Genomic DNA, 23152 nt, shown 5'->3' on the forward strand with positions numbered 1-23152 from the left:
GAACCTCAGAAGGACCTTATCGAAGGAATGACCAATGGAGGATTCTGAATGAGAGTCTTAGTGACCGGAGGTGCGGGGTTCATCGGATCGCACATCGTCGATCGGCACCTAAGGAAAGGGGATCATGTTCGCGTTCTCGATTCGCTGGAGGCGAGAGTTCATCCCAGGGGCAAACCGCCATATCTCAGAAGCGACGTCGAGTTTATCCAGGGCAGCATCTTGGACCGCTGGCTCCTAAAACGGGCGCTTGATGGCATTGATGTCGTGTCCCATCAGGCGGCATACCAAGACTACATGCCTGACTTTTCGAAGTTTCTAAGTGTGAATGCCGTCGGGACGGCACTGTTGTATGAAGTCATCGTCGAGCACCAGATTCCGGTGAAGAAGATTGTGGTTGCCTCCTCGCAAGCGGTGTACGGGGAGGGCCAATACAAATGCACACAACATGGATTTTTCCTTCCTGCACCGCGGTCACAGGGGCAACTCCAACGTGGCGAGTGGGAGGTGCAGTGTCCCGAATGTCACGCCGTGAGCGAGTCAGTACCTCTTCGCGAATCGCATGTCAATCCGTACAACCAGTACGCAGTATCGAAGCTTGCCGAGGAAAAAACGGCGTTGGGATTGGGTTGGCTCCACAATATTCCCACCGTCGCGTTGCGCTATTCAATTACGCAGGGCATGAGACAGTCTCTCTTTAACCAGTATTCTGGCGTTTGTCGAATATTCTTTAGCCGCGCGATGAGTGGGCTACCGCTGGTAGTGTACGAAGATGGGCGGCAGAAACGCGACTTTGTTCACGTTCAGGACGTAGTTGACGCGTACGAGGTCGTTCTGACCAGCGATGCTGCAAATTATCGTGCCTTCAATGTTGGCAGTGGACATGCGATGACAGTGCTCGACTATGCTGATGCAGTTGCAAAGAGGCTTGGAAGAGAAATCTCAGTTCACGTTTCTGGGGAATACAGGCGGGGTGACAACCGGCATAGCGTATCGTCGGTTTCTGAATTGACGGGGCTTGGATGGTCTCCCAGGCGGACGCTCGCCAACATTCTTGATGATTTTCTTGCGTGGGTTGACGCCAATGGCGGCATACCTGCTGACGCAATGAGTGCTTATGCGCATATGAAGCAAGCCGGGGTGGTAGTAGGGGTGTAGTTCTGCTCGTCGGTGTTCATCGAGCAGATTTTTTCATTGAGGACGTTGCAAGAACCTTGAATCCTGGAGGAAATGTGTCATCCCCCGACCAAATCCAGAATGCCGCATCTTACTTTTCCGTTTTGGAACGCTCAGTTTCCACCTTAGAGTGGAATCGCATTGACCTCATTGCCCGTATCCTCTATCGCGCATATGAGGACCAGAAAACCACATTCCTCTTCGGCAATGGAGGCAGTGCTGCCCTTGCTTCTCACTTCGCTTGTGATCTGGCAAAAGGCACTTGGGTCGATGGGCCGAGTCGCAAGCGTTTCCGTGCAGTCGCTCTTACAGACAATCTGCCAATCCTCACGGCTTGGGCCAATGATTCCGGCTACGAGGATGTTTTCGCAGAGCAGCTTCGGGGCCTCATTCAGCCAGATGATGTGGCCTTTGCAATTAGCTGCAGTGGAAACTCGCGCAACATCCTGAAGGCGCTCGAAGTCTCAAGAGAAGCTGGCGCCGTTACGATCTGCTTGGGCGGATTCGAGGGTGGGCTTATGAAGTCCCTTTGCGATACGGCTCTGATTGTTTCCTCCGACAACATGCAGATCATTGAGGATCTCCATCTCTCTGTCGCCCATTGCCTGTTCACGATTGTGCGAAATCACATTCTGCAAGAGGATTTCAAGAAAGTGGTTGCCGCAAGAGCGTCATAGGGCAAGTCTTTGGTTGACAAGGGCTTGGATTGCTCCCAGAATTACAGTTCCGGTGTAATTTGTAACCGTGAGAGCGTCATTTCGGTTTGCAAGTTAAGGATTTGTCTGTTTCATCATGGCTCCCCCGAACGTGATGAGTCGTCGTCTGCGGTTTGCAGTTCTTCTCGCCGATCTTCTCTGGATCCTGATTTCCGCCACGATCGCATACTTCCTTCGCTATCGGCTTCATAGCCCAAGCTCATCGCACCGGAGTTATATCGAATACGTCCTAGTGGCAAGCGTTGCAATGGTCGTTTGGGCGCTGCTGTTTACTCGTATGCGTCTTGACGGATTTTCGGATGGCTGGGAGGCGCCGCGAGTCTGGTCACAGGTGACGACGGGTGTCCTGTTGCTGACATGCGTCACTCTGTCGGTGGCATTTCTCTCCAGGCAGTCGTACTCGAGACTGCTGCTCTTGTACTTCGGCGCGCTCCTGTTAATCGGTTTTATTTGCATCCGCTCTTTGGTGCGCGCCTTTGTTGCCTCGCGCTTTCGCAATCGAGCACTGCAACGCGTCGTGATCATGGGCAGCTGCAATGTTGCTCGTGAGTTGGCAAATAAAATCCAGCGACATCCTGAGCTCATGAAGAATGTGGTTGGCTTCCTCTACTCAGCCAACGACATGCCTTTGGGATCGCCACGTGCCGATGTTCCCCTTCCAGCTTTGCCCCCCACGAGCACTGTTGGAGTGATCGAACTCTTGAAAAAACAAGCTGTGGATGAAATCGTCGTAGCCCATCCGCGCGCCGGCGCCTCGGAGATCCAAAAGCTGCTTCGGCTCGGCCGACTCGCAGGATTGAAGGTTTCACTGGTGCCAGAAGGATATGAACTTTACCTCTCAAAGGCGAGTTTTCTGGACGTTGAGGGTCTGCCAATGCTTTGTTTGGAAGAGCAACGCCCGAATCAGTTCGCAGTTGTCGCGAAGCGCACGGGGGATCTGGTAATTGCCACCGCTCTGACAGTATTGGTGAGTCCGATCGTCATCATCGCTGCAGCGAGTCAAATCATAGCCGCAAGAAAGCCTTTCAAGCGCGAGCTTCGATGTGGTTTACATGGGCAACCATTTCTGATGTGGCGCATAAACATCGATCGAGATGCAACCGACCTTTCCGGTTTGCGTCTTTGGCTGGCTCGGCTAAGTTTGACCGAACTCCCGCAGCTTTTGAATGTCATCTTGGGGGACATGAGCCTGGTTGGACCACGACCTGAATCGCCGGATCGTGTAAAGCACTATTCCGAATGGCAGCGTCAGAGATTGAGCGCAAAACCAGGTTTGACCGGACTGGCGCAAGTCCACGGTCTCCGCGAGCAACACGCGTCCGAAGACAAGGCGCGCTTCGATTTACAATACATGCTGCATTGGTCGCCGCTGCTGGACCTCTCGCTGCTACTACAAACTCTCTGGACGGTCGCGCTTCGCATATGGCACCCGGCTGAGCCGACCGCCGTTGTCCCCCGGACTCCGGAGCCCGGTTTCACGGAGGTTCTTGATGTTGATCGTTCGCACGCCGGTGCGGATTAGTTTTGGCGGCGGAGGGACCGATTTACCCGCCTATTATCAGAAGTTCGGTGGCGCAGTTCTAAGTACTGCCATCAACAAGCATTTCTACACAATCCTTCAAAAACGCGCCGACGACAAAGTGCAGGTAATCTCGTCCGACCTGCGCGTGGTAGAAACTTGGGCAGACATTTCCCGGATGAGCGTCAAGGGAAGCGACTTGGAGATACCACTTTGTGTGATGAAAGAACTCGGATGCGCAGTTTCGTTCAACCTCTTTCTTGCGTCCGAAATTCCGCCGGGAACGGGCTTGGGTTCGTCAGCCAGCGTTTGTGTGAACGTGCTCAAGACCCTCACTACATATCTCGGCATTCCGATGTCGAAGTATCAGTTGGCGGAACGAGCATTCCATGTCGCACGAAACGTCCTTGGCAAGCCTGTCGGTAAGCAGGACGAGTACGCCGCGAGTTTTGGGGGCTTGAATTTCATTCGGTTCGCAGAGGATGAGTCGGTTACCGTGGAGCCGCTCGATCTTGAGCCCGACCTGGTAAGAGAACTTGAATCGAACTTGATGTTGTTCTTTACTGGCGCCGCTCATCATTCCTGGACGATCCTGAAAGAGCAGGAGCATTCGACGAGGACAAAGACCGGCGTCGCCATTGACAGTTTGCATGAAATCCGAGAGCTTGCAGATCTGATGAGGGCCACTCTCAAAGCGGGAAATCTGGACCAATTTGGCGAATTACTTGATAAAGGATGGCGAGCAAAGAAGCGAGTCTCACAAAGAATATCGTCTTCTCGGATTGACGAGATGTACGAGGCTGCACGTGGAGCGGGGGCCTTGGGCGGTAAGATCACAGGAGCCGGAGGTGGAGGATTTCTCTTGCTGTACTGTCCGCAGCCCGCCCAGCAAGCAGTGCGCGCCCGCCTTACCGCATTGGGTGCTCGTGAGATGGATTTCGAATTTGATTTCCAGGGTGCTCAGGTCGTCGTCGATGATCCCTTCATCGATGCAGATGAGCGCGGCGGCATGAAATGGACCTTTGAACCTTTGGCGGCTGTGAACTTCTCGCGTTGATGACTGTTGCTCCCCAAAAGGCTTTCTTGCTTGCGGCGGGTCATGGAACACGACTGCGACCGTTGACCGATGTTACGCCAAAGTGTCTCTTACCCATCTGCGGGGTTCCGATGCTGCAAATCTGGCTGGCGAAATGCCGCCAGTACGGCATTCAGGAGGTTCTGATAAACCTCCACTCTCACGCCGATTTAGTTCGTGAGTTCCTTGAACGAAACAATGTATCCGGTGTTCGAGTTCAAGTTTCTGACGAACCAGTACTGCTTGGTAGCGCCGGGACGATTCGAGCCAACATGAGGTGGCTATCAGATGCAAGAGGTTTCTGGATTTTCTACGCTGATGTGCTGACTGATTTGGATTTGAACCAAATGGTCAAACGACACTCTGTGTTAGGAGCATGTGTGACTATCGGTGTATACAGGGTTCCTGACCCATCCCGATGTGGAATTGTTCAGGTTGACGAAAAAGGCTGGATCACTGAATTCATAGAAAAGCCGAGACTGCCTGTGGGCAATCTTGCGTTTTCGGGCATTCTCCTCGCATCTCGCGAATTCGTCGATTTCATCCCTGAACGCTTACCGGTGGACATCGGATTTGATGTATTGCCGCGGCTGGCAGGCAGAATGGGTGCCTACGAGATTCAGGATTATTTAATCGACATTGGCACGATGGAGAACTATCGCTCTGCTCAGCAGGATTGGCCAGGACTGAAGAGGGCAAGAGTTTAGGAGCAAAATGCTTAGAGGCGTTATTTTTGATATGGACGGGGTCCTGATCAACAGCCATCCGATCCACAAACGCGCATGGAAGAAGTTCTTCGATTCCTTTGGCCTGGAAGTCTCAGACGCAGAGCTTGATTTCGTTTTGGATGGCCGCAAGAAAGAAGACATCCTCCGTCACTTTCTTGGCGATCTGCCGAATGCTGAGATCAGAGAATTTGGTCATCGCAAAGAAATGCTGTTCAGGGAAGAGGCGCTGGCAATCGAGCCGGTTGAGGGGGTGCTGGAATTCTTAGGGCAATTGACGCGCTCCGGCATCGGCTTCGCTGTGGCGTCTTGCGGAAGTAAGAGCCGAGTTAACTACATTCTCCGTCAGTTGAACATTCACGATCAATTTGTGGCCATCGTCACCGCTGATGACATTGAGTGCGGGAAACCCAATCCGGACATCTTCCGGAAGGCCGCGGATCGTCTAGGCTCCCCATACAGCGACTTGCTGGTTTGCGAAGACGCGATCTCCGGGGTTCAGGCTGCGAAGGCTGCGGGCATCAAGTGCCTTGGCATTGCGGACCACGCACGGGCCGATGAACTCCTCGAGGCGGGCGCGGAGCGAGTTGTCGCCAACTTCGCATCTACCTCGTTGCCACAGCTTGAGGAACTCTTCGTATAGAGCTCCTTCCTGGTACGGTCGAAAAAAACTGCGCCAAGCGCTATTTCTTGTTGCATTGGGACTCTTGACTGCGTACACTGCCTCCCTTCGCTGTGGAACCGGTGTCAAATCGAGCCCGATTAGTTCCAAAATGGCAATAGAGGGTCTGGAGAATCTGCTAAAACCCTTCCGATGAGAAGAAAACAGGCTCGGTCGAAGGCTTCAATGTCGCTCCCACAGAAGGGAAACACGCGGAAGCCGACAAATCAGGGATCGTCACCCAGACAGCAATGGAATTCGAATTCGACGGCTGGGGTATGTGGAGACTCCACCTGGGACCGGGCAAATGCCAGCGAATTCCCTGCAATGGACTTGAATGATCTCCTCGGTCGGGAAGCCGTTCAGATCGAGTTGGATTCGGTTCGTCAAGCTGTGACCGGTAAGGTGGTTCTTGTGACCGGAGCAGCTGGCTCGATCGGTTCTGAACTGTGTCGGCAGATTCTGGTATGCGGGCCGGCGACGCTCGTCTGTCTGGATCATAATGAAACGGGTCTCTTTTACTTACAGAGGGAGCTTGATGCTAGCCGATCCCGCGCTGCAATCGTTTATTGCGTCGAGGATTTCGGCAATTCTGACCCGATGAGGCGTATCTTCTCCGCCCATCAGGTCCAGATCGTATTTCATGCAGCAGGGTACAAGCATGTACCCATGATGGAGCAGAATCTTCGAGCTGTGCTGGAGAACAATGTCTTTGGGCTCGTTCGACTTCTTGAGGCTTCCGAGGCGACAGGCTGTGAAGCCTTCGTGCTGATTTCGAGCGACAAGGCAGTGAATCCGACGAGCGTCATGGGGTGCACAAAGCGCCTCGGAGAACTCATTCTGGCTTCCTGTCCGAACGGCAGCATACGTTGTATTTCAGTACGCTTTGGGAACGTGCTGGGGTCGCAGGGCAGCGTTGTGCCTGTGTTCCTGACGCAAATCACAAGAAACCGGGCGCTTACCGTGACTCACCGTGATATCACGCGCTTCTTTATCACGGTTGATGAAGCTGTGTCGCTCTTGCTGCAGGCGTCGGCGATAGGGAAGCGCGGGGATATTCTGTCGTTGGAAATGGGCAAGCCGGTTCGCATTCTCGACCTGGCACAAAGACTGAGGCGGCAGTTTGGCAAGACCGGAAAGGACGTGAAGATTGTCTTCAGCTGCTTAAGGCCAGGTGAAAAGTTGCATGAGGAACTCTTCTACAAGGACGAGCAAGAACTCCCGACTTCGTGCGACAGAATCAAGCGGGCTTCAGGTCCAATCGTGAGTTGGCCGAAACTGAAGTCAAAATTAGATGCTCTTCGTCTCGCTCTTTACACCGCTGATGACGACAAGTTGCGTGCTCAGATTCAAGGAATTATTCCTGAGTACCGTTTCGAGACTACTCCCGCGCACGCACGTGGCAAAGCCATAGTGATTTCGCGAGGAACCCGTTATAGCCCCGGTTCGGATGGAGTACTGCCCAAGAATCTGATCGCGCAACGGGGTGCGACCGACACCGAGATCCCAAGCCCTGGTTCCTCGTAACCTGCAAGGAATCCGCGATTCTTCCTTGGGCCTCAGTTTACCTTCAGTGTCAGGGTCGTCGGGATGCTCCGGGTGCCTGAGGTAGCCGTCACGACGACGCTATAGGTGCCGGCCGGTGTTCCTGTAATCGGAGGAGGCGTGATTGAATTGCTTCCCCCACAGGCTGGGATTAGCGAGACTCCTGCTACCACGCCGAGTAAAGCAAGACTCCTCGTTCTGCTTCTTCCCTGCTTCGAGCAGGCAAGAAGCAAGGTCAGCAGTGCTCCCAGCGATATTATTAGGGCTGCCGATGGTCCATTGCGGCTAAAGGGTGAGCTCACAGACCCAGAGGTTGGGGCTGGCTGCGAACTTGAATGTGCCGTTGTGGAAATGGTCAGCGTAACGGCCGTTGGTGTTGTACCGCTCACGCTGACGGACGCTGAGGGTGCAAAGGTACAGGTCGCGGCCGCGGGCACTCCACTTGTGCATGCAAACGCTACGGTGCTGTTGAATCCGTCCACCGCCGAAGCATTGAGGTTGTACGTAGCCGGCTGACCGGAGTTGACGGTCTGCGACGTGCCACTTGCGCCGGCGCCGATTGCAAAGTCGGAGGCATTTCCAACTAGATTCGCCGACTGTGAGATTCCATTGGCGTCCGTTATTGTAAGCGTTCCGTTGGTTTGTCCTGCAGCAGTTGCCGTGAAGACTATTGGAATTGTGCAGTTCCCCCCGTTAGCGGGAAGCGATATTCCGGCACTGCACGTGCCGCCACTCTTTGCGAATGGTGCTGTGATGCTTATTCCCGAAATGGTTGTGCTTGTTGAGCCGGAATTACTCACAGTCACGGTTTGGGCAGACGTAGCGTTCTGAACTGAACCGTTGAACGTGAGTGAAGACGTCGAAAGAGAGAGGGCCGACACGACCCCAGTACCACTTATAGCTGTCGTATGAGGGCTGCCCGCAGCGGAATCGGTAATCACTAGCGTGTTGGACTCGGAGATTGCTGTCTGCGGACTGAAACTCACCTGAACTTGGCATGCTGCTAGGTTGGCGAGCGTGCCGATCGGGCAATTGTTCGTGATTGCGAAGTCAGTTCCGGCCGGAGTTCCGAGCGCTACGCTGGCGATGGTAACCGGCGAACCTGAATTGTTCGTGAAGGTGACAGTCTGGCTGGCGGTGGATTTTACCAATCGATTCCCGAATGCGACCGGATTCGGTGACAGATCGACCGCAGGCGGCAAAGGCAGGGCAAACTGCCAGACTCCGCGACCGTAGGTTGAGACGCGGAGTAGCTTCGGCTGCACTGCATTGCTGCCGAACACTCGGATTTTCGTTACCGGAACATTCGGTAGGCCGGTTCCGAGGATTTCCCAGGATGCGCCAGCGTTCAAGCTGATGAATGCTCCGATGTCGGTTCCGACATAGAGTACGTTCGGATCGTCGGGATCTACCGCGATCGAGTCCAACGGCGCGTCAGGAAGATTGCTGGTGACGTCAGTCCAAGATGAGCCGGCGCTTATCGTCCGGAAGATATGGCTAACCCCGAAGCCTTCCACTGTGAGATATGCGGTCTTTCCCGTTGCATCGCTGCGATCGACTTCAATCGACGAGACTGGATATGGGCCGTAAGTGGCGCTGCCAGTATTGAGCACCGCGCCGGGGTTCGGCGTCACGTCGACCCAGCCCGCGGTGGACCCATGCTGAAGGGCTCCCGCGTTGGTGTTTACGAACACGTGACCGAGATTGCCGCCGCTGTCATTCAAGGTGCCAGCGCCTTCTAAGCCAACGTATAAAACCTGAGAGACGGTATGCGTCACGACTGTAGGACTGCCAGTCGTGCCACCATCTTTTTGACTGACGCTCACTTGAGGCCCACCAGCTGCGATTGCTCGAATCTTGGTTGTGCCGTTCACGCAGGTGGTTGCGTTGCTGTCAAAAATGGGACTCACGTCCTTGTTGGGCACGGTAGAAGCAGTCGTAACGTCAAACCAGGAGGTGCCGCCAACGCCTGGACCTCGCCACAGACGACAAGTGCCAACTAGCAAGTCCCGACTGCTGCCCAAGGCCCCATCGGACGGGTCGAGAGTGTAGGGCATGTAAAACTCGGCGGTATCGTTCGCGACCTGCGACGGGCCAACGTTGGGGCCTGCTGCGGGATAGGGCGCCGCGCCGAAGGTTCCGGGAGTGCACGCTTCAGCGTTGGCGATGTTCGGACCGTTCGGAGGCGCCTGCTTGTTGGTTGCGTCGCACTGCTGAATCGAAACGCCGGTGTTTGTCGCGTACCAAATCCCATCAGGATTGTTTGGATCGATCTCGTTGAAACCGCCATCTCCGCCGTTGACGGTCTGCCAGAGTAAAGTCGCGCTGCCTAACAGTGCGGGTGTTCCATTGTCCTGCAGCCCTCCGAGCAAGACATTTTGGTTCGCAGGATGCTGTGAGAACGAGACCATCTCAGAGAGAGAACCCATATTCGCATCGAGATTCTCAAAAGGATTGGGGGACGTACACGCGCCATCCGAAATAGAAGTGCCGTTCAATGCGCGATAAACTCCACCGTCGTTTACGAAGTACATCTTGAGGGAGTTAAGCGCGAAATCGAAACCGTGTTGATCAGGGTGCACGTGCGATGCAGCGGCAATTGGTACGTTTGATGGACAATTCACGCCGCGATTGACGTTGTAAACGAACGTCAGGTTGATCCAAGTGCAATCATTTATTCCTTGCGAGGGATTCAGGGAGCACTTGAAGATGTCACGCGTGCCGACCATTAGGTCTGTTCCTGCTCCGTTCGGCACAGCACCAATCCATAGGTTGTAGTCACCCTGTCCGATTTGATTGGTGCTCGTGTTGTCTACCAGTCCTGTTGTTCCAGTGCTGTTCAGCGGGCGCCACGTGCTACTGCCATTCGAAAGGACAAAGACGCCCTGACTAATATCGTTATCATTTACGTAAATGACGTACATATCGCGGGTCGTAGGTTGAATTGCTATCTGGCCACGATAAAGGGGGCAGTTGCCGGTGGGATTAGGAGTCGGCTGGCTTGTTGGACAGTTTACGGTGTTGAGTGCTCCTGAACTGCTAGGTTGATTCGTAGAGCGGCTCCAAATCGCCCCATCGGCACTTTCGTAAAATCCGTGATAGCGATAGAAGGCGTAAAACTTTCCTGTTCCGGGATTATAGGACACATCGGTGACAGTTCCCTCGGTGAGAGTGGTAGTGCCATCCTGTACTGTGGCATAGTGCCAAGTTTGGCCGGCGTCCTGGGAGTAGTAGATTCCACGTCCGCCGATTGAGTCGGATCCGTATCGTTTACCGTTGGTCGATCCCATGCCGACAACGACAAGGTTCGGACTTGCGGTGCTCCATGCGAACTTGCTCGCCCCAAGTCCGGCGAAAGTTTTTACTCCGTTATCGGCGCTCTTAATGATTGGAGCCCAAGTCTGCCCGCCGTCCGTTGAGCGCAGAATCCCCATCCCATAGTAGGAATCGCCGGAGCTGTTGGGCTCGCCGGTTCCAACCAGCACTACAGCACTATTTCCTGTCATTCCTGGCTGAATAGAGACCGCTCCGACGGCTAAGGTAGGCTGATCGTCGATCAGGGGTGTCCACTTCACGGTGGTGGGGTCTGCCGCCGCGGCATTCGTCGACTTCCAGACGCCCCCGAAGGCAGCTCCGATGTAGATCGTATTTCCAGTGTTATCGCCCTGGTCGACCACGACCGACGTAACTCTTCCCACCACTCTCCCGTAGTCCTGCCCGGGATCTGACCCGATCGGAGCTGGGCCCAAGTTGGTCCATGTGCCGGGAAATGTAGCTCCAGTAAACGGAATTCCGCTTGCTGTGTTCTGTCCTGGAGCGGCACTGAAAGTCGAGGTCGATTGCTGGGTTGATCCCTGAGAGTTCAAGGTCATTTGCTGTTTCTGAATGTATGCGCGATGGAGCAGGTCGGAAGCATGTTCGCCTGCTGCGCGGCGTCCTCCGCGAAACCATTCCTGGCGGCCCGTGGGATTGTCTGCGTCCGGATCCAGATCCTCATCTGGAACGTTTGGTTGAACGCTGCTGGAGGTTTGTTTGCCGGGACGCACGCGAGCACCCTGGCTTTCCAAAGAAGGTGGCATTAACAGGACAATAACTACAGAGCAGAGAATGGACAGGGGAATAGCGTTGGACTTACGCATAAGCTCCACAAACACAGAAAGTATGGGTCGAGAGGCTGTGGAAAAGTATGTTCCTGGTCAGAGACAAACGTCAATGAACGAACACCTTAGCACTAATGGAAAGCTGCTTTAGCCCGGACTGGGTGGGAGAGCCACTGGGCTTACTCGGGCTTCCCGAACCGATCTCATGTTGAGCGTAACTCCTAAGGTAATATGGTAGGAACCCGCCTGTTTCTATGAGTTCATCCGATTCAGCCTTTGTTGGGGTGCTGGCCGCCCATCCAGTCCTTTGTGACGGCGCCATGGGCACCCTGCTGTATTCCAAGGGCATTTTTATCAACCGGTGCTACGACGAGCTGAATCTCTCCCAGCCTGAGCTGATCACGGGGATCCATCAGGATTATCTCCACGCAGGCGCTGAGGTCATCGAAACCAACACCTTTGGCGGCAACAGCTTCCGGCTGGCCCGGCATGGATGTGCGGACAAGGTTCGTGAGATCAATCTGGCGGGAGCCCGGTTGGCCCGGGATGCCGCCAAGAGCTTCCAAGCTCTAGTAGCGGGAGCCGTAGGACCGCTGGGCGTGAGAATTGAGCCATTGGGCAAGATTGCCCGAGAAGAAGCCCGGGATTCCTTCCGTCAGCAGATTGAAGCGTTGGTTGAGGGGGGAGTCGATCTTCTGGTGCTGGAAACCTTCGGATCGCTGGAGGAACTGCACCAAGCCGTTCTCGCGGCCCGAGATGTTAACCCCGACACACCCGTCGTCGCTCAAGTGACGATCGATGAGGATGGAAGCTGCCTCGACGGATCGACTCCCGAAGTCTTCGGCCCAAAGCTTACCGAGTGGGGAGCCGACGTAGTTGGGATTAACTGCAGCGTTGGCCCTGTGGCGATGCTGGATGCGATCGAGCGCTTGAGGCAGGTGACGACCGCACCTCTATCGGCGATGCCCAATGCAGGCATGCCGCGCAACGTTGAAGGCCGAAACATCTATCTGTGCTCGCCCGAGTATATGGCGAGTTACGCGAGGAAGTTTGTCGCGGCTGGTGTGCGGTTTGTAGGAGGCTGTTGCGGAACCACGCCTGAGCATATTCGCGTGATGAAGTCTGCGATTCGAGTTACGAACGCGAAGAAAACGCCTGCGTCTGTCTCTCACGAAAGCAAGACACCGTCTGCCATTCAGCCCGTCCCGATTCAGAATCGGTCGCGTGTGGGCGAGAAGCTCGCGTCAGGTGAGTTTGTCACTCTGGTTGAGATCGTTCCACCAAAGGGTGTGAATCCGGCCAAGGAAGTGGAGGGTGCGCGCTATCTCAAGTCGGTTGGGATCGACGCCATCAACATTCCTGACAGTCCGCGGGCTTCGGCGCGCATGAGCAATCAGGCTCTGTGCCTGCTGATTCAACAGCAGGTCGGAATTGAGACCGTGCTCCACTACAGTTGCCGCGATCGCAACGTGCTCGGTATCCAGTCGGACTTGCTTGGCGGTTACGCCGTCGGCATTCGCGACTTGATTTGTATCACCGGCGATCCGCCCAAGATGGGAAATTATCCCGATGCGACCGCTGTTTTCGACGTGGATGCGATCGGCCTGGTCAATATAGTGCGCAATCTGAATCAAGGGCTGGATGTCGGCGGAAACCCGATGGGCAATGCGACTGCGTTTGTGATTGGCGTCGGCGCAAATCCGGGAGCGCCTAATCTCGACGAAGAGGTTCGGCGCTTCGAGTACAAAGTGGAGGCTGGGGCGGAGTACGCAGTCACGCAGCCAGTGTTTGATTTGAAACTGCTGGAAACGTTTTTGCGGCGCATCGAGCAGTTCCGCATCCCGGTGCTTGCCGGTATTTGGCCGCTGGTGAGCGTCCGCAATGCGGAATTCATGAAGAACGAATTGAGGGTGTCTGTGCCGGACTCGATCCTCGCTCGCATGGCATCGGCTACGAGCGCCGAGGCTGCTCGCGCTGAGGGTGTTGCTGTTGCTCGTGAGATGTTGGTTGCCGTACGGGGTGCAGTACAGGGAGCGCAGATTAGTGCGCCGCTGGGACGATATTCCTCGGCGGCAGATGTGCTCGAGGCACTGGGTGGAAACGGCCATAAGGCCGCGGCTGTGTAAGGGGGTTCGTAAGACTCGTTTTTCGAGCATTTACAGGCGTGTTGTAGAATTGAGCTTGGCCGCTCGATTCTTACGTTTTCCTGCTCGGTCCCCCGAGAGAGGACGCGGATGGAGTACAGCATGATGAACCGCCGAATGCAGATGCGAATGCGCGGGGCTCACGCCCACTAACCTCCGTCTCCCTGCGGCACAACCAGCCTTGTGCCCTATGCAAGCCAAGCAACAAGAATTGCCCAGGACTGATGGAGTATCACCATCATGTCGTGCAGTTCATTTAAGGAATAAACGTGGAATCGCCTTTTCTAAAAGCCGTTCGCGAACGCGTCGTTATCTACGACGGCGGGATGGGCTCGCTCATTCAGGACATGAATCCGACCCTGGAGGATTTTTGGGGTCAGGAAAACTGCAGTGAGGTCCTGAACCTCAGCCGTCCCGATATGATTCGCGACATTCACGCGCAATATCTGCGCGTGGGCGCCGATGTGGTTGAGACGAATACATTCGGCGCCACCAACATCGTGCTCGGCGAGTTTGGTTTGCAGGACCGCGTGGCCGAAATCAATCACGCTGCCGTGAGGCTTGCGCGCGAGGCCGCCGCACAGTTCTCGACGCCAGAGCGTCCACGGTTCGTTGCGGGTTCGGTAGGACCGACGACCAAACTTCCCTCACTCGGACATATCGGATTCGACGAGATGCTCGCGTGTTACGTCGAGCAAATGCAAGCCCTGATCGCGGCGGGGGTTGATGTTCTGCTCATCGAGACTTCGCAGGACATTCTGCAAACCAAGATCGCAGTCGCCGCCGCCTTCGATGCCATGAAGGCCGCCGGAAAGCGTGTGCCTCTGCAGGTGCAGGTCACGCTGCAGAATGCCGAAGACGGAACCATGCTGCTCGGCACCGATATCAATGCCGCTACCGCGATTCTGGATGCGTACGACATCGATATCGTGGGCCTGAATTGCGCGACCGGTCCGCGCGAAATGAACGATGCGGTTCGCTACTTGTGTCATAACAGCTCAAAGCCCATTTCGGTTCTTCCGAATGCCGGCTTGCCTCACAACGAAGGCGGCCGCACCGTCTATAAGCTCACTCCGCAGGAGTTGGCCGATTATCACAAGCGCTTCATCGAAGAGTATGGAGTGCGCATTGTCGGCGGGTGTTGCGGCACTACGCCGATGCACATCGACGCCGTGGTAAAGGCGTGTGCGGCGCTGCAGCCCGCGGTCCGCAACATAAAGCCGCGTTCGGAAGCCGCGAGCGCCTACACATCTGTTCCGCTCGAGCTTGATGGTCAGCCGGTCGTTGTGGCCGAGGAGATGAACACGACCACGCGCGTCGAGCACTTCAAGAATCTTGTGCGCGAAGCCAAGTACGACGACATCCTCGCGCTATCGAAGAAGCTGGTAACCGAAGGCTCGCACATGCTCGACCTGTGCTGCGCCATCGTTGGGGAAGACGAGAAGGGCTACATTAGTTCGATCCTCGAGAAGATCGCTACGCGTGTGCCAGCGCCGATCCTTGTCGACTCCACGGAAGCCGACGTAGTGGAAGTTGCGCTCAAGCGCATCCCGGGCAAAGCAATCATCAACTCCATCAATCTCGAAGATGGCGAGAAGCGAACCAGCAAAGTGCTGCCGATGGCAAAACGCTATGGCGCCGCGGTGATTGCGCTCACGATCGACGAAGACGGCATGGCACTCACGGCCGACAAGAAAGTTGCGATTGCCAAGCGCATTCACAAGCTCGCGACTGAGAAGTACGGGATTCGTTCCGTGGATCTGATTTTCGATCCACTGACTCTGCCGATTTCAACAGGGCAGCAGGAATACCGCAGCGCCGGAATCGAGACGCTGGAAGCTGTGCGTCGCATCAAGCAGGAGCTGCCGGAGTGCCGCACGATTCTGGGCGTCAGCAACATTTCATTCGGCCTGTCGGTATATTCGCGCCGCGTATTGAACAGCGTATTCCTGCGTGAGGCAGTCGATCGTGGATTGGACTGCGCGATCGTGAATTACTCAAAGATCTATCCGCTATACAAGATTCCCGAAGCGGAAGTGGAGATCGCGCGCAAGCTCATCTTCCAGGACACCAGCAACGGCGATGCGCTCCAGGCCTACATGGCCTTCTTCTCCGGGGTCACGAAGAAGACCGAGGCGGAAGGCGAAGACCTCAGCGGCCTGCCGGTTGAAGACAAGCTCAAGCACTGCATCATCAACGGCGAAAAGTCGATCGGTAACGGTGACAAGAAGCAGTCACTCGAAGCCGTTCTGGAAGCCGCACTCGTTACTTACACGCCACTTAATCTCATTAACACGGTTTTGCTTGACGGCATGAAGACAGTCGGTGAGCTGTTCGGCGCGCGCAAGATGCAGCTTCCCTCAGTGCTCGACTCGGCGGCCGTGATGAAGCAGGCGGTAGCCTATCTCGAGCCCAAAATGGAAAAAGTGGAGGGCTCACGGAAAGGCACCATTGTGCTTGCGACCGTGAAGGGCGATGTCCACGACATAGGTAAGAACCTCGTAGACATCATTCTTAGCAATAACGGCTACGAAGTCGTGAATTTGGGCATCAAGCAGCCCGCTGACACGATTATTGCAGCCGCGCAAAAGCACAGCGCTCATGCGATTGGGCTCAGCGGATTGCTGGTAAAGTCCACGCTGGAGATGAAGTACGTGATCCAGGACCTGCAGCGGCTCAGCCTCCAGTATCCAGTGATCTGCGGAGGCGCTGCGCTCACGCGCAAGTACGTCGAAGACGACCTTCGCCGCGAGTATTCGAATTCGGTCTTCTACGCGGACGATGCCTTCGCTGGCCTGCACATCATGGACGACCTCACGTCTGAGAATGGCGCGCGAGAAGCTCGCCTGAATGAGGGTCGCGTGGTAAAGCAGTTTGCGCGAGCCGCAGCGGCAGGCGCGGGCGATGGAGTGGTTTCAACCGAACGCTCGGCAGTTGTGACCAGCGCTCCGGATATTCCGAAGCCGCCGTTCACCGGCCGGCGTGTGCGTACGGATTTTGATTTGCACGAAATCTTTTCGTACATCAACGATACCGCTTTGTTCAAGAATCAGTGGCAGCTGAAGACGGCGTCCGCCACAGACTATGCGCGACTGGTAGAGGAGAAATACAGGCCGATCAAGTTCGAGTTGCAGAAGGAAGTCGCCGAGTCGCGTCTGCTCGAACCGAAGGTTGTTTACGGTTTCTATCCATGCCACAGCCAGGGCAACGACATCATTATTTATGACACCTTCGAGAGCTTGCGCGAGATTCAGCGCTTCACGTTCCCCCGCCAGCGGGAGGGCCGCAAGCTGTGCATCTCCGATTTCTTCGAGCCAGTCGGTTCCGGCCGAATTGATGTGATCGGCTTCTCAGTGGTGACGATCGGCAATCGCGCGAGCGAGGAGACGAAGCGGCTATTCGAATCCGGTGACTACACGAAGTATCTATATCTGCACGGACTGAGTGTTGAGACGGCGGAGGCATTGGCCGAATATCTCCACCGAGAGATTCGGAAGGAATTGGGAATCGCCGGCGATGACGCTCCTCGGATCACGGATCTGTTTCATCAGAAGTATCGCGGATCACGCTATTCGTTTGGCTATCCGGCATGTCCGAACCTTGAGGATCAGACGAAGCTGTTTGCCATCCTGCATCCGGAGGAGATCGGCGTTACGCTGACGGATACGTTCCAAATCGAGCCGGAGCAGTCAACGTCGGCGATTGTGGTTCACCATCCTGCGGCTAAGTACTTCGTTGCGTGATCGGGGTGTGCGACCACATAGGCAACTGGATGAGATAGAGGGCTACGCACCCAGCGGCTACCGCCGCCGGTTCCGAGCGGCCTGGCCTGCGTAAATTCTGCGCTATAGTGAAAGCGTGATTTTGCGAGAGTGGAATTGATGAAAATTGCAGTTGTTGGTTCTGGATATGTTGGTCTAGTCGCCTCAGCATGCTTCGCGGAACTTGGCCACGAAGTAATCTGCGTCGACAACGATCCCGAAAAGCTGGCTGCGCTTGTGCGCGGCGAAACGCCGATCCATGAACAATACCTCCCGGAACTCCTGGCCCGCCATCGCGGTCACCGGCTGAAGTTTTCTGCCTCTTTGCCGGAGGCCGTTCGCGCGAGCTCTGTAGTTTTCGTTGCTGTGGGTACTCCCCCAAGCGAGACTGGCGATGCCGATTTGTCTTACGTTGAGGCGGTGGCGCGCGAAATCGCTCAGTCGCTCAATGGATACAAGGTTGTGGTCGAAAAGAGCACGGTCCCTGTCTATACGAGCGAGTGGATCCGTCGTGTGATGCAGTTGACTGGAGCCAAGCCTGCGGACTTCGAAGTGGTATCGAATCCGGAATTTCTTCGTGAAGGAACTGCTGTAGCGGACTTTTTGTATCCGGACCGCATCGTCATCGGAGCCGATTCTGAGCGAGCAGCAGAGATTCTTCAAGAGGTCTATGCGCCCTTAACCAAAGGAACCTACCACGCGAGATCAGCCGGAGTGGTTCCGGAGCCGCAGGGCGCAAAGGTTCCAGCGCGTCTGATTTTGACCAGCGCGAAGAGTGCTGAGCTGATTAAGCACGCCTCCAATGCCTTTCTCGCGTTAAAGATTTCTTTCATTAACGCAGTCGCAAATGTATGTGAAGCCGTCGATGCCGACGTGGAACAGGTGGCGCTAGGGATAGGGACTGATTCCCGAATCGGAAAGCGTTTTCTGTCCGCAGGCATTGGGTATGGTGGATCTTGCTTTCCAAAGGATGTTGCAGCATTTCGTTCAGTTGCGCGCGAATGCGGCTACGACTTCCCCATGCTGCAAGAGATCATTCGCGTGAACGACGAACAGCGCAAACGATTCCTCAAGAAAGTGCGAACTGCACTCTGGACTTTGCGCAGCAAGAGACTCGCGGTACTCGGCCTTGCCTATAAAGGCGGAACCGACGACATTCGTGAGTCGCCTGCTATCGACATCATTCGCTCTCTGTTGAGCGAGCAGTGTTCGATTGTGGCTTACGATCCGGCCGCCACGGAACGTGCCCGGCAGGTAATCACCGGAGATGTGACATACGCCGAAGATCCTTATCAGGCTGCGGTCGGCGCGGATGCTCTCCTGATTCTGACCGATTGGGAAGAGTTTGCCTCGCTGGATCTGACGCGCATAAAGGGCTTACTTCGGTATCCCATCGTCATCGACGGACGCAACCTCTATTCCAGAGAGGTCATGCAGAAGCACGGGCTGCTCTATGTGAGCGTTGGACGAGCAACGGTCGAATTGGAGAGCAGCCAAGCCTCTGCTCTGAACCTCAAGACGTAGCGGATTGCGGATGGCAAATTTACCTTCGAAGAAAAATCTGCACATTATGGTCACAGGAGCCGCGGGATTTCTCGGCTCCCATCTGTGCGACGCTCTCCTTGCCGAGGGGCACTCTGTTCTCGGCGTCGACAATCTCATTACGGGAAAGCTGCATAACCTCGAACACCTGAAACGGGAACCCCGCTTTTCTTTTCTCGAGCAGAATATCTGCTCCCAATTTGATCCAGGGCGCGTCGACTGCATCTTTGATTTTGCGTCTCCAGCCAGTCCGGTGGATTACATGGAGCATGGAGTCGAAACTCTGCAGGTTGGATCGATTGGCGTCTTCAACCTGCTCGAACTGGCGAAGCAGCACCATGCTACGTTCTTTCTCGCTTCCACTTCAGAATGCTATGGCGATCCCCTGGAGCATCCGCAGAGAGAGACCTACTGGGGCCATGTGAATCCTGTGGGTCCACGGTCGGTCTATGACGAATCTAAGCGATTTGCCGAAGCGGCCACGACAGCCTACCGTCGTTACCACAAGGTAGACGTTCGCATCGTGCGCATTTTCAACACGTATGGGCCTCGCTTGCAGATGAACGATGGCCGAGTGATCTCGAATTTCATGAAGCAGGCGTTACGGGGCGAAGACCTTACCGTCTACGGGGACGGCAGTCAGACTCGCAGCTTTTGCTATGTGAGTGACGAGATCGAGGGGATCCTCAAGCTTGCATGGTCGAAAGAGCAGGATCCCACGAACATCGGCAATCCAGGCGAGTTCACGATACTCGACTGTGCGCGCGAGGTGCTTGCGGTTACGGGATCAGAAAGCGGTATCAAGTTTCTGCCACTCCCTCAGGACGATCCCAAACAGCGGTGCCCCGACATCAACAAAGCTCGTGCGCTGTTAGGATGGGAGCCGAAGATTGATTTGCGGACTGGGTTGCAACTTTCGCTGGATTACTTCCGAACGGAAGTTGAGGCGGAGCAGGCAGCCGCGCGATCGGCGAGCCGCTAGGAGAATCCGTCTCATGCAATCTGCGCGACAGGATCTGCAGGCTCTGACTGCCCGGGTTTTGAGGAATACCGATCCCGCGGAAGCGGTGGTGCTCGCTTGGCCGCTTGTGTGCGGCACTGCAGTGGCAGAGCGAGTTCGAGCAGTTGCATTCGAGAATGAAACACTACGCGTCGCGGTCCCGGATAAGGGATGGCAGTCACAGCTCGAAGCCTTTAGTGCACAGTATCTGCACCGACTATCGAACCTATCCGGTGTGACAGTGAAGCGTATCTCGTACGAGATTGGCTCTGCTGCCGACAAACAGTTCTAGCCCGCCATGAAGATCACACAGAAAGACGTGGCCTACGTCGCTAACCTCGCGAATCTGGAACTAACCGAGGCAGAGTGCTTGCGGATGGAAAAGGATTTGAATTCGATCCTCGAGTACGTCGACCAGCTTGCCGAAGTTGACACCAGCAATGTCGAGCCGATGGCGCAAGTATCCCAACTTGGAGCGGCAGGCGAAACAGCCGATCCGTTGCGTGCGGACGAACTGCGCGATTGCCTTCCTCGTGACGAGGTCCTCGCGGGCGCTCCTCAGACCGACGGTACGTTCTTCCGCGTTCCCAAGGTGATCGAACGTTAGCGGTATGCCTGAAGATCTCGATCTCAACGTACTCACTGTAAGCTCTGCGCGAGCTGCGGTGCAGGAGCGCCAGACGACCGCTGCTGCCATGGTCGAAAGGTTCTACGCAAAGATTGAAGCCCAAGATCGTCAGCCTGGACAGACCAATGCGTACCTCAACCTTACGCGAGAACGTGCCTTAAGACAGGCCAGCAAAATGGATGCGATCGTAGATCGGGGTGATCCGTTGCCGCCACTCGGCGGCGTGCCGATCGCGATTAAAGACGTGATGATTACGCGCGGCATTCGCACGACGGCAGGCTCCAAGATCCTCGGCAACTATATTCCGCCGTACGACTGCACTGCCGTATCCTGTCTTGAAGGCGCCGGCGCAGTCATTCTGGGAAAGCTCAATTGCGACGAGTTCGCCATGGGCTCGTCGAATGAGAATTCCGCGTGGGGTCCGGTGCGCAATCCGCGTGACCTGAGCCGAGTTCCAGGAGGTTCCAGCGGAGGCTCCGCCGCGAGCGTTGCTGCCGGCACGGCGGTGGCGGCATTGGGCTCTGATACCGGGGGATCGATCCGTCAACCCGCAGCTTTCTGCGGAGTGGTTGGGCTAATGCCAACTTATGGCCGCGTGTCGCGGTATGGATTGATTGCGTTTGGATCGTCGCTCGACCACATTGGTCCACTTACGAAGTCGGCTAAGGATGCTGCCATCATCCTGCGCCACATGGCTGGGCGCGATCCGATGGACACCACCTCCGTAGATCTGCCGGTTCCCGATTATGAACAGGAGATCGGTAAGCCTGTGCGCGGACTTCGCATTGGCGTTCCCAAAGAATATTTTCCCGCGGAGATGGACGCGGAAGTTCGCCAGGGCGTAGAAGCTGGCATAAAGCTCCTGGCGAGCGCTGGCTGCGAGGTGAAGCCGATATCGCTGCCACACTCTAATTACGCGATTCCGACGTATTACGTCGTTGCCACTGCGGAAGCCTCTTCCAATCTGGCGCGTTACGACGGTGTGCGATATGGGTATCGATCTCCCCATGCACTTACCCTTGCGGAGATGTATCGCCGCACCCGTGATGAGGGTTTTGGTCCTGAAGTGAAGCGGCGCGTCATGCTCGGCACGTACGCTCTTAGTGCGGGTTACTATGACGCGTATTACCTCAAGGCACAGAAAGTGCGCACACTCATCGCCCAGGATTTTCTGAACGCGTTCAGAGAGGTCGACGCTATCGTTACACCGACGACTCCAACGCCTGCTTTCAAATTGGGGGAAAAGTCGGATGATCCACTTTCCATGTACCTGGCCGACATTTTTACCGTCACAGCTTCCTTGGCGGGAATTCCCGGAATCTCAGTTCCATGCGGCAACTCGAGAGGCGGATTGCCGATCGGCATGCAGATACTGGGCCGTCATTTTGAAGAAGGCACAATACTGCGGCTAGCTCATGCCTTCGAGCATGCGCGAGCTTCTGGTGCGTCATAAGCAGCACGCCCGTTAGTCCGCTCCTTCCGCTTCCTCCGTTTCAGGCTTTCGAGCTTTAAGTCCGAAGAATGCTCTTTCTTCTGCAGTCATCTCACGTCCAAACGCCTGCCGGAACCGCTCGGCAAAACCCTCTGTGAGCCAAGGCCTTGAATTCTCGTTTCCGTACTGCGAATTCATTCGTTGATACGCCATCTTGATTCCTTCCCTAAGGACTGATCGGCGCGGTTGAGAAACACCGTTCGCACAATTGTTGAAATTCGTTGTCGGAGGTGTGACGAAGCTGAGGCGATGGGAAGGAAGGCTAACAGTGCCGGCTACAAAGTACAGCTTGCAGGTCGGGAGACTCTCTTCTGATTGTCCAATGACGGCCAGGGCAGGTCGCAAGCAGAAGAGCGATAGGAAGAAGAGCAAATATGAGGATGCCCAGTGTGATGGCGACTGAGTCTCGAGGTGAGTGCGCCGAGAGTTCAGGGAGTGGGGAAATCAGCACGTACAAAACCGCCGCCATCACTACTGAAAGGAGGATCAGTTTGCGCCGAGACACTCTACCACTCCGACCGCGAAACTCTAAGATCAAGAAGTGAAATCTAGCAGAGGGAGCTGCAAACCGCAATACTGCAAAGGAATTAAGCGCACGACCGGATCGTGTCAAAGTGTAGCTGCATCAATTTGTTCCCTGGGGCATCCTAGTAATGAGGCAACAATGGCAGACAAGATACAGAAATCAGACGCCGAATGGCGATCTCAGCTGAGCGATGAGCAGTATCGCGTCACTAGGCAACGCGGAACCGAGCGTGCGTTCACGGGGAAGTACGACAAAAGCAAGGATCTCGGTGTTTACACCTGTGTGTGCTGTGGCCAGGAGTTGTTTAGCTCGGATGCCAAGTACGACTCAGGAACCGGCTGGCCTAGTTTCTATGCGCCGTTCTCCAAGGATAGCGTGGCGACTCACGAAGACAACGAATACGGAATGCGGCGCAACGAAGTAGTGTGTAGTCGTTGCGACGCCCACCTTGGCCACGTATTTCCGGATGGCCCAGCTCCGACCGGACTGCGCTACTGCATGAACTCGGCTGCGCTGGAGTTGAAGCCAAAGGAATGAAGTCTTAC

16 protein-coding genes are annotated in these 23152 nt (G+C 55.5%); 15 read left to right on the top strand and 1 reads right to left on the bottom strand.

The window, feature by feature from the left end; all coding sequences use genetic code 11:
• Positions 1-48: 48 nt before the first annotated feature.
• The 7 genes from VNX88_20440 (at position 49) to VNX88_20470 (ending at position 7396) form a co-directional block, all read left to right on the top strand.
• The gene (locus VNX88_20440; GenBank protein ID HWY71047.1) at positions 49-1155 is read left to right on the top strand and encodes an NAD-dependent epimerase/dehydratase family protein; all 1107 of its coding nucleotides are present in this window, start codon (positions 49-51) and stop codon (positions 1153-1155) included.
• 74 nt (positions 1156-1229) lie between these two features.
• The gene (locus tag VNX88_20445) at positions 1230-1850 is read left to right on the top strand and encodes an SIS domain-containing protein (GenBank protein HWY71048.1); all 621 of its coding nucleotides are present in this window, start codon (positions 1230-1232) and stop codon (positions 1848-1850) included.
• A gap of 115 nt (positions 1851-1965) precedes the next feature.
• Positions 1966-3411, top strand: coding sequence for a sugar transferase (locus tag VNX88_20450; GenBank protein HWY71049.1), 1446 nt, complete (start codon positions 1966-1968; stop codon positions 3409-3411).
• The gene (locus VNX88_20455; protein HWY71050.1) at positions 3380-4465 is read left to right on the top strand and encodes a hypothetical protein; all 1086 of its coding nucleotides are present in this window, start codon (positions 3380-3382) and stop codon (positions 4463-4465) included. Before VNX88_20450 ends, VNX88_20455 begins: the two co-directional genes overlap by 32 nt.
• On the top strand, positions 4465-5190 hold the full coding sequence (locus tag VNX88_20460) for a nucleotidyltransferase family protein (GenBank protein HWY71051.1): 726 nt from the start codon (positions 4465-4467) through the stop codon (positions 5188-5190). The genes VNX88_20455 and VNX88_20460 overlap by 1 nt, the downstream gene beginning before the upstream one ends.
• 7 nt (positions 5191-5197) lie before the next feature.
• Positions 5198-5851, top strand: a complete 654-nt coding sequence (locus VNX88_20465) for an HAD family phosphatase (GenBank protein ID HWY71052.1) — start codon at positions 5198-5200, stop codon at positions 5849-5851.
• Positions 5852-6055: 204 nt separating this feature from the next.
• Positions 6056-7396 carry an SDR family NAD(P)-dependent oxidoreductase gene (locus VNX88_20470; protein HWY71053.1) on the top strand — a complete coding sequence of 447 codons (1341 nt, stop codon included), beginning with the start codon at positions 6056-6058 and terminating at the stop codon, positions 7394-7396.
• 32 nt (positions 7397-7428) lie between these two features.
• Here the strand turns inward: VNX88_20470 and VNX88_20475 are convergent, their stop codons facing one another.
• A complete protein-coding gene (locus VNX88_20475; protein ID HWY71054.1) occupies positions 7429-11553 on the bottom strand; it encodes a choice-of-anchor D domain-containing protein in 4125 nt (1374 codons plus the stop codon).
• 215 nt (positions 11554-11768) lie between these two features.
• Between VNX88_20475 and VNX88_20480 the strand changes: the two genes are divergently transcribed.
• The 8 genes from VNX88_20480 to msrB all read left to right on the top strand — a co-directional run bounded on the left by VNX88_20480 (position 11769) and on the right by msrB (position 23144).
• Entirely contained in the window at positions 11769-13640 is a 1872-nt protein-coding gene (locus VNX88_20480; GenBank protein HWY71055.1) for a bifunctional homocysteine S-methyltransferase/methylenetetrahydrofolate reductase, read from the top strand.
• Positions 13641-13927: 287 nt separating this feature from the next.
• Positions 13928-17401, top strand: a complete 3474-nt coding sequence (metH, locus tag VNX88_20485; protein HWY71056.1) for a methionine synthase — start codon at positions 13928-13930, stop codon at positions 17399-17401.
• 138 nt (positions 17402-17539) lie between these two features.
• Complete coding sequence (locus VNX88_20490; protein HWY71057.1) at positions 17540-18943, top strand: UDP-glucose/GDP-mannose dehydrogenase family protein; 1404 nt, start codon at positions 17540-17542, stop codon at positions 18941-18943.
• Between the two features lie 10 nt (positions 18944-18953).
• Positions 18954-19943, top strand: coding sequence for a UDP-glucuronic acid decarboxylase family protein (locus tag VNX88_20495; protein HWY71058.1), 990 nt, complete (start codon positions 18954-18956; stop codon positions 19941-19943).
• Positions 19944-19956: 13 nt separating this feature from the next.
• A complete protein-coding gene (locus VNX88_20500; GenBank protein ID HWY71059.1) occupies positions 19957-20253 on the top strand; it encodes a DciA family protein in 297 nt (98 codons plus the stop codon).
• Between the two features lie 6 nt (positions 20254-20259).
• A complete protein-coding gene (gene gatC / locus VNX88_20505) occupies positions 20260-20568 on the top strand; it encodes an Asp-tRNA(Asn)/Glu-tRNA(Gln) amidotransferase subunit GatC (protein HWY71060.1) in 309 nt (102 codons plus the stop codon).
• Between the two features lie 4 nt (positions 20569-20572).
• The gene (gene gatA, locus VNX88_20510; protein ID HWY71061.1) at positions 20573-22042 is read left to right on the top strand and encodes an Asp-tRNA(Asn)/Glu-tRNA(Gln) amidotransferase subunit GatA; all 1470 of its coding nucleotides are present in this window, start codon (positions 20573-20575) and stop codon (positions 22040-22042) included.
• Positions 22043-22745: 703 nt separating this feature from the next.
• A complete protein-coding gene (gene msrB / locus VNX88_20515; GenBank protein HWY71062.1) occupies positions 22746-23144 on the top strand; it encodes a peptide-methionine (R)-S-oxide reductase MsrB in 399 nt (132 codons plus the stop codon).
• Positions 23145-23152 lie beyond the last annotated feature (8 nt).

Source organism: Terriglobales bacterium (assembly GCA_035567895.1).
Classification (GTDB): Bacteria; Acidobacteriota; Terriglobia; order Terriglobales; family Acidobacteriaceae; genus Gp1-AA112.